Origin of the sequence: Bradyrhizobium arachidis (genome assembly GCF_015291705.1) — a bacterium.
GTDB classification, from domain to species: Bacteria; Pseudomonadota; Alphaproteobacteria; order Rhizobiales; family Xanthobacteraceae; genus Bradyrhizobium; species Bradyrhizobium arachidis.
The window spans coordinates 5,313,052-5,325,296 of sequence record NZ_CP030050.1 but is presented as its reverse complement, the minus strand read 5'-3'; the positions used below and the strand labels follow the sequence as shown (position 1 = coordinate 5,325,296).

Sequence of the window (12,245 nt, the reverse complement as noted above, 5' to 3'; positions counted from 1 at the left end):
CGCTGGCCTAAGAGCTTCGGTTGTTCTCAGAATCCCGCTGTCACTCGGGGAGGCCTGCCTTTTCCAAACCGCTGATGTAAAGATCGGACATGCGCTGATCCCGAAACACGCTGCTGCGGGAGTTCCGAAGACTCGAACTCGGCTGAGCTTGCAGGAGATCGACGATCGCGGCGCGAGCCTCGTTCAAGCGACCAAGGTGTGCGAAGGCTGCGGCTCGGTAGCGGCGCGCGACGTTGTGGGTCGGCACCTCCGCCAGGATACGGCCTGTGATCGCCACGGTCTCCTCGAAGTGGCCAGCAAAGAAGTGGGCCACCGCAAGCCCGAGCATTGGAAAATAGCTCTTCGGATCGATCGGGCTCAACCGCCGCGCCTCTTCGAACTGCTCGATGGCTTTGAGACTCTCCCCAAAATAGTTGTACACCCACCCGCAAAACGAACGGACATGAACGGAGTTTGGGTGGATCGCGAGAGCACGGTCCGCAAGCTCGAGGGATTGCTCGAACCGCACGCCAACCGTCGAATAGGCCCAGGCCGCAATGGCAAGAATCGTGGCGTTCGCGGGATCAAGGGTGACGGCTCTCGCCGCGAGGTCGGCGGCTTCGGCCGTTGCAGCCGATTTGTTCGCCACCCAGCCGTTGAGCGTCATTCGTACCAGGCACTCCGCAAGGGCCGCGAGCGCTTCCGCGTAGGCTGGATCGAGCGCCACCGCGCGACGCAGCAGGGTTTCAGCCTCCACGAACCCCTCTCGCGTATAGGCGTTTATCGGGGGGAGCGCGCGGAGGAGCAGGTCGTAGGCGTCCAGGTTGTCCGTCGGCTTCCGCTGGGCGCGCTCAATCTCGGCCAGGCGAACGCTTGGTTCGATCGCTACCACCACCGAAGCGGTGATCCTGTCTTGTAGATCGAAGATGTCCGCGAGATCCCCGTCGAAGCGGTCAGCCCAGAGATGGCGCCCCGTTGCGGCCTCGATCAACTGTCCCGAGATTCGGACCCTCTGTCCCGCCTTCCGGATCGAGCCTTCGACGAGGTAGCGCACACCGAGTTCGTGCCCGACTTGGCGAGCGTCAACGGGCCTGCCCTTGTAGATGAATGACGAATTGCGAGCGATGACGAACAGCCATCGCGTGCGGCTTAGGGCTGTGATGATGTCCTCAACGATACCATCCGCGAAATAGTCGGTCTCATGGTCGCCCCCGAGATTCTTGAAGGGTAACACCGCGAGAGAGGGCCTCTCCGCCTGGGACCGACCCGTTGCGGAGCCAATCGACCTCTCCGCGGCGGCGCTCCCATGGTTCGCCTTTCCCCCGATCAGATAAGCTCTGACGGGGCGCTGGATGTTCTTGAGATCCCGCTCGCCGAGGTCGACGACGTCGTGATTCAATCTGTTGCGAACTTGATCGTATGCGGCGGCTGAGATGCAGATGCCATTTGGGGCCGAGATGCTTTCGAGCCTGGCCGCGATGTTGACCCCGTCCCCCATAAGGTCGCCATCGTCTTCTTCAATGATCTCGCCGAGGTGGATTCCGATGCGAAACTCGATGCGACGGTCAGCTGGCAAACCCGTATTGCGATCCGGCATGGCCGCATGGATGTCGAGCGCACAACAGACGGCGTCGCTCACGCTTCTGAATTCGGCCAAGAAGCCGTCGCCCGTCCACTTGAACTCGCGGCCGTGGTGGGCTGCAACGGTTGGATCGAGGTGTTCGCTCCGAAGTGCCCGAAGCCGCGCCAGCGTGCCATCCTCGTCCGTGTTCGTCAGACGACTGAAGCCGACGACATCAGCGGCAAGGATCGCGGCGATCTTTCGGATTTCGGCCATACCGTGCTCCGTGAAGCTAAAGGTGGGGCTTACCACGCCTTTCTCTACACGGGACCGCCCTGTAAGCGTCCACCAGGGACCGCTCAGCCTAGCAGGTGGTTCCAGGGCATGTCGAGGTCCGTAGGATTGTTAGAGCTCTTGGGCCTGCAGCGCGACCGAGGTCGACTGGCGCGTCTGCTCAATGGCGTCGGCTACTTCCATCAGGCCGACAGGGCCGTCGACGACTGCCACGCGCTTCTCGAAGTTCTCGCCTTCGAGCTTCCGACGACGAACGCGCCCGCGCTTGCCATCCTACTGGAGACGGCGCGCAGGGAGACGATCGGGACCTAGAGCCGCGCGAAGGTGTTCGCGATGTCGGCGATCGGCGTCGAGTTGTCGAAAGAGTGGAGCACACTGAGCCATTCCCGCATCTCAGACTCAAACGGCGGAGCGGTGTGGCAATGGGTCATGGCCAGCGGGCTTACAGCTCGTGGCCGTCGCGACGGATCGCCGCCGCGCGGACCTGGCTGTGCCTTCTTCACATCGGGTGACGCTCGCAGACGGCGTCACCCGAAATCGTCTGGCCGTCCATCAGGACGGCGCTGCGAAGTCATACGAGATGCGTCCGGCGGGCAGATAGAACAGCGCGATGACGGCGCCGCCGCGGACCTCGGGATAGTGCCGGCTGCCGGGATCGGGCGCGGTCCAGCCGGGCCCCTGCCAGCCCTGCAGCCCCTTCAGCTCGGCGCCCTTGTCCAGCGGCACGACCAGGTTCAGCTCGCCATAGGGGTGACCGTGATACTGCCCGCGCAGAACGTCGTGGTCGTCCTCGTCCTTGAAGCGGCGCGGATCGGCGCTGTTCATGTAGACGGCCGTGATGCTGAACTGGAACGTCTCGGGCACCGGCTCCAGGATGCGGCTGCGCCGGTAGTTCGGACCGTCGACCTCCTGGTTCGCCGCCCAGCCTTCGGCGACCCCGAGCTTAATCAGGCGGGCCAGGTCCTGATAGAGCTGGCTGCCCTCGCCGTATTTGTCATTGAGCCACCGCTCCATCTCCGCGCCGGGCGTCATGTCCTTGACCTCGCGCAGAAACGGAATGCTGCACGCAATCAGTTCGTCTCGGCTTCCCATGGTCTTGTCCTTTCCATCTGGGTTGCACTTTGTTCCTTGAAGCCTGCGAACGAAGCGAACTCCGCGATATCAGCTCGCGGCATCAGCCTGCCCGTGATTTGATGCCTTGCGCGGCCGATCGAGATGCCGCACACCACCATCTGCTCCGCCGGGATCGACAGCAGCGGCCGCAGGATCCCGTGGTATTTCGAGAAGGTCTCCTGCGGACAGGACTGAAGCCCGTGGCCTGCCGCGGCCAGCAGCACGTTCTGGACGAACATGCCGAGGTCGAGCCAGCTCCCGACCTGCAGGCGCCGGTCGATGGTGACGATCAGCCCGATGGGCGCGCCGAAGAACGCATAGTTCTTGGCGGTTTGGGCACTCCTCGCGTCACTATCGGTCTGGGCGATGCCGAGCGAGCCGTAGAACAACCGGCCGAACTCCTGTCGTCGCTGCAGGTAGGGTTCGGGCAGGTCGCTGGCGTAATAGCTGTACTCCGACACGTGCGCGTCGCGGGCGGTTTCGTGCGCCTTGCGCACTGCCGCCGACACCCTGTCCTTGGCGGCGCCCGCCAGCACGTAGACGTGCCAGGGCTGGATATTGGCGCCGCTTGGCGCAAACCGCGCCACGCGGAGAATCTGCTCGATGGTCCCTCGCCCGACCGGCTCGCCCGAGAAATCGCGGCATGCAAAACGGCCCGCGATGATCTCGTCGATACGGTTCTGCGCAGCCGCCCCCGCGCCGGTCATGGCTTCCTCAAGAGCGGACAGCCACCCTGCTCCATCGGCCGGAACGCTTCGTCACCCGGGATCGTCGCCAGCAGCTCGTAATAGTCGAACTTGTATTTCGACTGCTCGGGCGACTTGACGCGAAACAGATAGATGTCGCGGACCAGCCGGCCGTCTTCCCGGATCCGCCCATTTCGCGTCATGAAATCGTTCACGGGCAGCTCGCGCATCTTGGCGGCGACGGCCGGTCCATCCAGCGTGCCGGCCGTTTGAACTGCCTTGAGGTAGTGCATCACCGCGCCATAGGTGCCGGCGTGGATCATGGTCGGGACCTTCTGGGTCTTTGCGATGAAGCGCTTCGACCACGCCCGCGTGTCCTCGTTCAGGTCCCAATAGAACGCCGAGCTCAGCATCAGGCCCTGGGCGCTCGGCAGTCCGAGACTGTGAATGTCGGCAATGAACACCAGCAGCCCGACCAGTTTCTGATGCTGCGTGATGCCAAATTCGCCGGCCTGCTTGACCGCGTTGATGAAGTCGCCGCCGGAATCGGCCAGCGCGATCACGTCGGCCTTCGAGGACTGCGCCTGGAGCAGAAAGGAGGAGAAATCCGGTGTGTTGATCGGATGTTTCGCGGCGCCGAGCACCTTGCCGCCCATGGCGTCGATGACCTTGCGGCTGTCGGCCTCGAGCTGCGCGCCGAGAGAATAGTCGACCGAAATGAAGTACCAGGACTTTGCGCCGAGACGCGACATCGCCCGCGTCGTTCCCTGTGACAGCGCATAGGTATCGTAGGTCCAGTGAATGCCGGTCGGCGAGCATTCGTCGCCGGTGAGGCGGGATGTGGCCGCGCCGGTGGCGAGGAACAGCTTCTTCTTGTCGCGCGTGATGCCCTGCACCGCCAGCGCGACCGCGGAGTTCGGAACGTCGAGAATGACCTCGACGTTTTCGTTTTCGAGCCACCGCCGGGCGATGGTCGCGCCAACATCGGCCTTGTTTTGATGGTCGCCCGCGACGATCTGGATGCTGCGCCCCAGCACCTGACCACCGAAATCGTCGACGGCCATTTGCGCGGCGACGACCGAGCCCTGGCCGCCATTGTCGGCGTAGAGCGAGGACATGTCGGTGAGGACGCCGAGTTTCACCGGACCATCCTGTGCGACCGCCGAGGCCGTAAACAGCGCCAGTGCTATTCCAATAGCTCCGATCGACATTCCGCAGGATTGCATTGCCCGTCTCCTCCAAATCCGGCGTCGGGATCATGACGGGATCGCGCAATTGCGGAAGTGAAACTCTTGCAGAGTGATCCTGAACGACCTTCAGATTGGTGCGGCGAACGGCCAGGCGTCGGGTCCGGCAACCTGCTCGGTTGCGTCCGCTGCGTGGTTGGCCTTAACTGGATCAGATCGCAGGTACGCAACGGGCGCGCGATCCGCCTTGAGACGGTGTGCTGCTCGTGGCTGTTTCCTTCAAGACCCTGGACCTGAACCTGCTCAAGGTCTTCGACGCCGTCATGGAGGAGCGCAGCGTGCTGCGGGCAAGCCAGCGGGTGGCCCTCAGTCAATCCGCCGTGAGCCATTCGCTCGCCCGGCTGCGCGAGATGCTGGAAGACGATCTGTTCGTGCGCACGGCGACCGGCATGCAGCCGACGGCGCGCGCATTGACGATGGCGCCACAGGTTCGCGAGGCCCTGCGGTCTCTCGAGGCGGCAGTCGAACAGCCGAGCTTCGTTCCGGCGGCCTCCACCCGGCAGTTCACCCTCGCCGCCAACGACTTCACCACGATGGTGCTGGCCTCACCGCTCCTGAAGATACTGAAGGCTGAAGCGCCGGCGATCGACCTCATCATCAAGCCGGTGACGCGGATCGACCTCGCCGAGCAGATCGACCTTGGCCGTATCGACGTTGCGATCGGCGTCTTCTCGGATCCGCCGAGCCGCTTCCGCACCTCGCTGTTGTTCGAATATGACGACGTGCTGATCGTCGGCGGAAAGCGCAGGCTCGGCCGCATCGACAACGCGGCTCTGGCCCGCATGCCGCTGGTCGTCGTCTCCTTCGGCGGCGAACAGGAGGGCGCAATCGGAGGCTTCATCTCCGAGCGTGGCCTTGCCAGGCGATCGGAAATGTACGATCGCGCTGCGCTGGAGCGCGCCCTGTCCGAAAGCGACCGGCCGCCGCGCATAGCCGTTTCGCTGCCGCATTTCCTCGCTTTGCCCGCCCTGCTCGCGGACTCCGAGTTCGCAGCCATCGTTCCGCGTCCATTGGCGCGGGCATTCGAACGCGCGCATGCCGTCACAACATGCGAGCTGCCTTACGCCACAACTCCTGTCGAGGTCCGGCTGCTGTGGCACGAACGTATCGAAGGCGAGCCATCGCATGACTGGCTCCACGAGACCCTGAGGCGCGCGACCGAAGACCTCAGGCGTGGACGCTAGCTGAACGCGCCCCGCGGCCTGGTTCCATGTTTCATGAATGCGACCAGGTGGGCGCGCTGGTGTGGAGGTTGTGCTAGACTGGGCTCGCAGTCCTAACAGAGATCAACAAGGCGGTCTGAACCGCCACTCAGGGAGTTCGTCATGCAGGAGAACGTCGCCCAGGCAGGCCGCTCGCGCGCGCTTCCATTCGATGCCGCCAAGCTCGACCGCCTGATGGAAGCCGCCGGCCTCGACGTGCTGGTCGCGACCTCCAAGCACAATGTGCAGTACCTGCTGGGCGCCGAGCGCGCGATCTTCTTCGACTACATGGATGCCATGGGCGTCAGCCGCTATCTGCCGGTGCTGGTCTATCCCAAGGGCGCGCCGGAGAAGTCCGTCTATATCGGGCACCGTCTGGAGACCCATCAGCGCGCCGTGGCGCCGCCATGGGTGCCGCAGGTCCGGACCGAGTCCAACGGCTCGGTCGATGCCGTGACGCGGGCCGTGGGCCTGATCAAGGACGCGGGCGTGCCGTTGAAGCGGGTCGGGGTCGAGATGGCGTTCCTGCCGATGGATGCCGGCAAGGCGCTGGCCGACGCCCTGCCCGGCGCGGAGCTCAAGGACGCGCTGCTGGTGCTGGAGCGGCTGCGCGCGGTGAAGTCGGCGGACGAGCTGGCAAAGCTCAAGACGGCCTCCGAGCTCGTCATCACCTCCATGCTGGAGGTGATCAGCAAGCATGGCCCCGGCACGACCAAGCAGCAATTGTCGGATGCCTTACGCATCGCCGAAGCCAATCGCGGCCTGACCTTCGAATATTGCCTGCTCGCCTGCGGCAGCAGCCACAACCGGGCACCCTCATCGCAACGCTGGGAGCAAGGCGACGTGCTGTCGCTCGATTCCGGCGGCAATTATCACGGCTATATCGGCGACCTCGCGCGCATGGCCGTGCTCGGCGAGCCCGACGGCGAGCTGAAGGATTGCCTTGCCGAGATCGAAGCGGTGCAGCGCGCCGCGTTTGCGGCGGTCCGGCCGGGCGCCATGGGTGGCGACATCTACGTCGCGGCCGAGCGGGAGCTCGCAAAGATCACCCAGCGCGACTGCACGGACTTCCTGGCCCACGGCATGGGCCTCGTCAGCCATGAGGCCCCTCGCCTGACCGCCACGGGTCCGGTCCCCTACGACGACACGGATGCCCGCCTGCCGCTCGAGCCCGGCATGGTGGTCTCGATCGAGACCACGATGAAGCATCCGAAGCGCGGCTTCATCAAGCTCGAGGACACGGTCGCAGTGACGGCTGCGGGCTACGAGATTTTTGGCGAGGGCGGCCGCGGGTGGAATTTGGGCGGGCGGGGCCTTTAGATCTCGCAGACTATCTGGTGCGAGCCGCGGAGAAGGTGCGCCCCCTCTCCCGCTTGCGGGAGAGGGCTGGGGAGAGGGTGTCTCCGCTGGAGAGACTCCCTGAGAGGAGAGAGCCCTCACCCGGCGCTTCGCGCCGACCTCTCCCGCAAGCGGGCGAGGTTAAGGGAGCCAGCCGTCAGCGCATCGACCAAAATGATCTGAACTACCGCGCCAGTAGCATCTCCAGCTGGCTCTGCGCCTTCTTCACCGCGGCCGCGAACCAGCTCTGGTTCGGCGCTTCCTTGGCGAAGCACTTGGTGTAGGCGTCCATCGCCTGGTTTTCCTTGGCCATGGCGTCCTGTGGGGTCTTCCTGGCCATCATCTGCTTCCAGACCTTTTCGCAAGCGGGAATCTCGGCCGTCTTCACGGCCTCGCTTGCGGCGAGGAAGTAGACCTTGTCGCCCACGATCGCGACGACGTCGATTTCGTGCGGCGCTCCCTTCAAATCGCCGTTGCCGCGGATGCCGAGCACGGCGACCGCGGCACTCGCGGATGCGGGCTTGGTGACTGGCAGCTCCGCATATTTGGCAAAGGCCGCGTCCTGGATCGCCTGATAGTAGAAGCGGTCCGACTTGAAGGCGGCGCCCGCCTCCTGCGGCATGCCGTCCTCGCGATGCTCGGCGAGCCAGTGCTTGAGCAGCCCGGTCGTGGTCACGACGGCCTGCAGCTTGTCGCCTTCGGTGGCGAAGCCGAGGCCGTCGAGATGGCCGAAGCCGATGTCGTCCTTGAACAGCGTATCGACGTTCGACGTTCCCTCCGCAGGCAGCCCCTTGATCGTGACCGGCCCGACCAGGCCGCGTAGCACGCCGGCCAGCTCCTTCAGCGCCGCATCGTGCTGCTTATAGGTCTCGTCGTTCTCCTTGGCCTTCGAGAATTTTGCGATGTAGCGGTCGCGCAGGTCGAGATAGTGCTGCTCGGGCGCGGCCGCATGAGCAGGCGCGGCCAGGGCTAGCAGGCACAGCAAGGCAAGCGATCTCATGGCAATTCCAGGCGGGTCGGAGCGATCTCCAGTCTTTGTGCCGGCGCCGGGCGCGAAGGTTCATCCGGCAAAGAATTGCAGGAGCCCTACTCCGGCGTAGCACAGCTGCCTCCGGCCGCATCCATCGCAGCACACCAGCCGAACACGATGGCGAGCCCGATCATCGTGCCGGGCCCCGGGTACGTGCCGCGGAAGATCGAGGAAGCATCGGTCCCGACCGCGTATAGTCCGGACAGGATCTTCCCATCGCGAGACAACACCCGTGCGCTCGAATCCGTGCGCAAGCCGGCGCTGCTGGCAAGATCCGACGGCCACACGGCGACCGAATAATACGGGCCCGGGCCGATCCGCCGCAGGCAGGGATTGGGGCCGGTCAGGGGATCGCCGTTGAAGCGATTGAGCGGGCTTGAACCGCGACCGAAATCTTCGTCGACCCCGGAGTCGGCGTAGCGATTGTATCGCTCCACCGTCGCAGCAAGCTGCCCGGCATCGACGCCGATCTTTTGCGCCAGCTGCGCGATCGTCTCCGCCTCGACCAAATAATTGGCTTGTACGAACTCATTCAGGTTCCGGGTGCCGGGGTGAACGAGCCCGATGCCGAAATCCCTGATGAAGGTCCGATCGCAGATCAGGAAGGCTGGAATTGAAGACGGTGCGTTCGATCGCAGCATCGCGGCCACGAAGTCGTGGTAGGAATCGGCCTCGTTCACGAAGCGGCGGCCCGATCTGTTGACGGCCAGCAGTCCCGGTTTGGCCCGATCGAGCATGATGTGCGGGAATACCGACACATGGCCGTCCGCCTGCGCCATCACCGAGCTCGGCATCCACAGGGCCGGACTGTCGAGGTCACGCGTGATGGCGGCGTTGATGCGCTCGGCTGCCAGGATACCGTCGCCCGTGTTCGACGTCGGCGCGAGCGAAAAGCGGCGCGCCGGTTCCGGAAACAGCCGTTCGCGAAGCTCGCGGCTCCAGCCGATGCCTCCGCTTGCCAGTACCACGCCTCTGCGGGCGCGTATCCTCAGCTCTCCCGCCGGAGACGAAAGAACCGCACCGACGATCTCGTCGCCGTCGCATATGAGCTCGCGAAGCCCGGTCTCAAACCGCACAGTGACGCCGGCCCGGCGCACACTGTCAAAGAGCCTCGCGACGAGCGCATTGCCCATGATCAGGCGCGTTCCGCGCTTGTGGTTGATGCGATCCAGCGCATGCCGGGTGAGCAGACCGGCGACGTGCCGAAAATTCGCCCAGCTGCGAAAGGGAGCGAGCAGCGCGGGAATGTCGGCTTTGCCGACCATCATGCCGCCGAGAACCATGAACTCGCGGCGCGGTGGCCTGATGCGGGCAAAATCGTCGCCGAGCTTGCGGCCGTCGAACGGAACGGCTCCGAGTGCGCGGCCGCCGATCGCGGCGCCCGGAAGGTGCTTGTAGTCGGGGTGGACCGGAGGCGCCGCGAACCGGACGCTCGTCTTTTGCTCGAGATAGTCGAGAACGACCGGACCCATCTTGAGGAACATGTCCACGCGTTGGTCGGTCGCTTGCTCGCCAAGCATCGCGGCAAGATAGGTACGCGCGGCCTCGACCGTATCAGGCGTGCCGGCGCGCTGTCCCTGCAGGTTGCCCGGAATCCAGACTGTCCCGGCGGAGGTCGCGGTGGTTCCGCCCACCATGTCCGACTTCTCGCAGAGGATGACGTTGAGCCCTTCGAGGGCACCAACCAGCGCGGCGGTCATGCCGGCCGCACCGGCGCCGACGACCAAGAGATCGGTTTCAACGTCCCAGGAGCGATCGGCTTGCGCCATCCCGAGCCACCTTCTCTCACGCCGCCGCGCGCGCCCTTTCGACCACGGCCCTGCCCGCCGCGAGAGCCCGACGCGCCCGCGTATCGGCATCGACCGTCTTCGCCAGCTGGACGGTCGGCACCTCGATACTGATGGTCAGGCCCTCCGGCATCGCCTTCGTCAAGCCGACGAGATCGATGCCGCCCTCGCCCGGAAACATCCGCTCCTCGCGCGCGGCATGGATGAGCTGCTCAGTCGTCGCCGGACGTTCGGCAGGGCCGTCGCAGAGTTGCCAGTAGTGAAGCCGCTCGACCTCGATGGTGCGAAGATCCGCGAGAGAGCTTTGCGACCGATCGAAATGCAGGGCATCGACCAGGATGCCGGCTGCGGGATGATCGACCTCGGCGACGATCCGCATTGCGGTCTTCAGGTCCGGGACGCAGGTCCAGGGCATGAATTCGAGATCGGACGTCAGGCCGTACTTTGCCGCCACTTCGCAAAACTGCCGATAGCGATCGGAGAACCGTGCCAGATCCGGGTCGTAGGCAGCGACGAGAATGTGCCTGGCGCCGAGGCGGGCGCCGGCCTCGAAGAAGGGCGTGAAGGACGCAACGTCCGTCTCCGGCCTGAACGCAACGACCTCGAGATCCGCCACGGTCACGCCGGTCGACTCCAATCGCCGCAAGGTCTCCCGCAGGAGCGGCGCGTCGTCCATCAGGCGATAGGCGATCCCGTCCGGCGTGGCAGGCAACAGCCTCAGGCCGACTTGGTCGTAGCCGCAGCGGGCTGCCAGGGTGATCATCTCCGGCGGCGCGAGCTCGAGCACGGTGAGCGCGGCGAGCGAGAAACTGGCCATCAGCCGAAATCCGCGATGCGGGCGTCGAGCGCGAACATGGCCTGATATACCTCCGCCTCGCTGGCGCGGTCCATGACCTCGGGCGCAATCCTGCGCGCCTGCTGCAATGTAGCGTCGAGCGAGGCCTCGTCGAGCGCCTCGATCAGCAACAGCCCCGCGAAGAAGCCCTCGTCCTTCCGCATGCCTTTCTCCGTTGTCTGAACCGACGTCCGCGCCTCGTCGGTTGCGCCGATCTGCACGGCGGCAATTCCGTCGCAGGCGACGAGCGCCTCGGCCAGCTTCTGCGGGTTTTCAGGCAACGCCTCGATCCGCAGCGCCGTGATCGTGGCCCCCTCGCCTCGCCCTGCCCGCGCGACCATGACGCCGCCGCCGCGGATGAAGTAGCCGAGCTTCGGCATGATGCGCTGCGACCACGGGCTCGGTGCGTTGAGGCGCGCGAGATAAGCCTCGCCGTCGAGGACCTCGGGCGCTTCGAGCTCGTACAGGATGAAGAAGCGGTTGATGTCGTCCCGCGCGGCGCGGAAGACGCGCGACGCCAGAAAGCCCTTGGTTGTCACTCGCTCGGTGGTGTGCTCGCGCGTCAGCCAGTGCCGGTAATCGGTCAGATCGTGCGCCTCGACGTCGCTCCAGATCGCGAGAAATCCCGCTCCGCGCATAGCCCGCTCCCTGCTTACGCCTTGCCGGCCGCCGCAAGCCCATGCAGGGCCGGCGGGATCGTTTCGGGCAATTGCCCAAGCCGCTGCACGACCGCCAGCATCGCGGCGAGATAGCCGTATGGGCCAAGGCCGCAAATGACCGCCGTGGAGGCACTCGAGGTGATCGAATGGCGGTGCAGCTCGTCGCGCGCATGGATGTTCGAGATGTGAACCTCGATCTTGACGCCCTCGAAGATCTTCAGCGCATCGATCAGCGCGATCGACGTGAAGGAATAGCCCGCCGGGTTCATGATGATCGCATCCGCCTTGCCATGGGCGGACTGGATCAGGCCGACGAGCTCGCCTTCCATGTTGGACTGGTGGAACGAGATCGACACGCCGAGCTGGCCGGCCAGCGCCTGGCAGCTGTCCTCGATTTCTTTCAGCGTCGTCGAGCCGTAGATATGGGGCTCGCGGATGCCGAGGAAATTGAGATTGGGTCCATTGAGGATCATGATCCGTGCGGCCATTTTCGCTCTCCTTTGCCAACGCTGCC

The 12,245-nt window shown here is 64.9% G+C and carries 11 protein-coding genes and 1 pseudogene; 3 read left to right on the top strand and 9 right to left on the bottom strand.

Annotation, left to right across the window (positions count from 1 at the left end):
* Positions 1-40 precede the first annotated feature (40 nt).
* Positions 41-1,816 (bottom strand): adenylate/guanylate cyclase domain-containing protein, encoded by a 1,776-nt coding sequence (locus WN72_RS24875; RefSeq protein ID WP_027558080.1) that lies wholly within the window; start codon positions 1,814-1,816, stop codon positions 41-43.
* A gap of 136 nt (positions 1,817-1,952) precedes the next feature.
* On the opposite strand from WN72_RS24875, the pseudogene WN72_RS24870 reads away from it, so the two are divergent.
* A pseudogene (locus WN72_RS24870) lies at positions 1,953-2,137 on the top strand (3'-5' exonuclease); the annotation flags it as partial.
* 249 nt (positions 2,138-2,386) lie between these two features.
* Here the strand turns inward: WN72_RS24870 and WN72_RS24865 are convergent.
* Genes WN72_RS24865 through WN72_RS24855 form a run of 3 tightly spaced genes read right to left on the bottom strand, consistent with a single transcriptional unit; the run spans position 2,387 to position 4,859 of the window.
* Entirely contained in the window at positions 2,387-2,926 is a 540-nt protein-coding gene (locus WN72_RS24865) for a 4-hydroxylaminobenzoate lyase (RefSeq protein ID WP_092217264.1), read from the bottom strand.
* Entirely contained in the window at positions 2,905-3,654 is a 750-nt protein-coding gene (locus WN72_RS24860) for a nitroreductase (RefSeq protein WP_092217263.1), read from the bottom strand. The genes WN72_RS24865 and WN72_RS24860 overlap by 22 nt, the downstream gene beginning before the upstream one ends.
* On the bottom strand, positions 3,651-4,859 hold the full coding sequence (locus WN72_RS24855; protein WP_092217262.1) for an ABC transporter substrate-binding protein: 1,209 nt from the start codon (positions 4,857-4,859) through the stop codon (positions 3,651-3,653). Before WN72_RS24855 ends, WN72_RS24860 begins: the two co-directional genes overlap by 4 nt.
* Positions 4,860-5,086: 227 nt before the next feature.
* On the opposite strand from WN72_RS24855, the gene WN72_RS24850 reads away from it, so the two are divergent.
* Positions 5,087-6,064 carry a LysR family transcriptional regulator gene (locus tag WN72_RS24850; RefSeq protein ID WP_092217309.1) on the top strand — a complete coding sequence of 326 codons (978 nt, stop codon included), beginning with the start codon at positions 5,087-5,089 and terminating at the stop codon, positions 6,062-6,064.
* A 141-nt stretch (positions 6,065-6,205) separates the two neighbouring features.
* Positions 6,206-7,402, top strand: a complete 1,197-nt coding sequence (locus WN72_RS24845) for a M24 family metallopeptidase (RefSeq protein ID WP_027558074.1) — start codon at positions 6,206-6,208, stop codon at positions 7,400-7,402.
* 202 nt (positions 7,403-7,604) lie between these two features.
* Here the strand turns inward: WN72_RS24845 and WN72_RS24840 are convergent, their stop codons facing one another.
* From WN72_RS24840 to WN72_RS24820, 5 genes are all read right to left on the bottom strand, one after another.
* Entirely contained in the window at positions 7,605-8,420 is an 816-nt protein-coding gene (locus WN72_RS24840) for a hypothetical protein (protein WP_027558073.1), read from the bottom strand.
* Between the two features lie 86 nt (positions 8,421-8,506).
* Positions 8,507-10,219 carry an FAD-dependent oxidoreductase gene (locus WN72_RS24835; protein ID WP_092217261.1) on the bottom strand — a complete coding sequence of 571 codons (1,713 nt, stop codon included), beginning with the start codon at positions 10,217-10,219 and terminating at the stop codon, positions 8,507-8,509.
* A gap of 16 nt (positions 10,220-10,235) precedes the next feature.
* Positions 10,236-11,054 carry a sugar phosphate isomerase/epimerase family protein gene (locus WN72_RS24830; RefSeq protein ID WP_092217260.1) on the bottom strand — a complete coding sequence of 273 codons (819 nt, stop codon included), beginning with the start codon at positions 11,052-11,054 and terminating at the stop codon, positions 10,236-10,238.
* Entirely contained in the window at positions 11,054-11,710 is a 657-nt protein-coding gene (locus WN72_RS24825) for a hypothetical protein (protein WP_092217259.1), read from the bottom strand. Before WN72_RS24825 ends, WN72_RS24830 begins: the two co-directional genes overlap by 1 nt.
* Positions 11,711-11,724: 14 nt before the next feature.
* On the bottom strand, positions 11,725-12,219 hold the full coding sequence (locus tag WN72_RS24820) for a type II 3-dehydroquinate dehydratase (RefSeq protein WP_027558070.1): 495 nt from the start codon (positions 12,217-12,219) through the stop codon (positions 11,725-11,727).
* Positions 12,220-12,245: the final 26 nt, after the last annotated feature.